1 pseudogene is annotated in these 264 nt (G+C 49.6%); it reads right to left on the reverse strand.

The features are described from left to right. Positions 1-264: pseudogene (locus HX884_RS26935) on the reverse strand (phage N-6-adenine-methyltransferase); the annotation flags it as partial.

Here is a 264-nt window from a genome sequence, read left to right on the forward strand (position 1 = left end):
GCTGGTTGATATTGGCTTTCAGCTTGTTCTGTTGTGAAACAGGTAGAGCGTCAGCACCTTCAATCTGGTTAAACACCAGGCCAACCTCAAGAGGCCAAACGCGCGATTCGTTTAACGCCTTGTCCTTTGATTCCTGCGTCTCACGTACATGAGCGCGGATCCCCCGAATATTTGACCATTTGGCTTTATCCAGGCTTTCCATGGTCGCGATGAATTCACTGTGGTTGATGCCGTATTCTTTCGCAGATTCAACGGCAACCGTGC

Origin of the sequence: Enterobacter sp. SECR19-1250 (assembly GCF_013391025.1) — a bacterium.
Taxonomy (GTDB): domain Bacteria; phylum Pseudomonadota; class Gammaproteobacteria; order Enterobacterales; family Enterobacteriaceae; genus Enterobacter; species Enterobacter cloacae.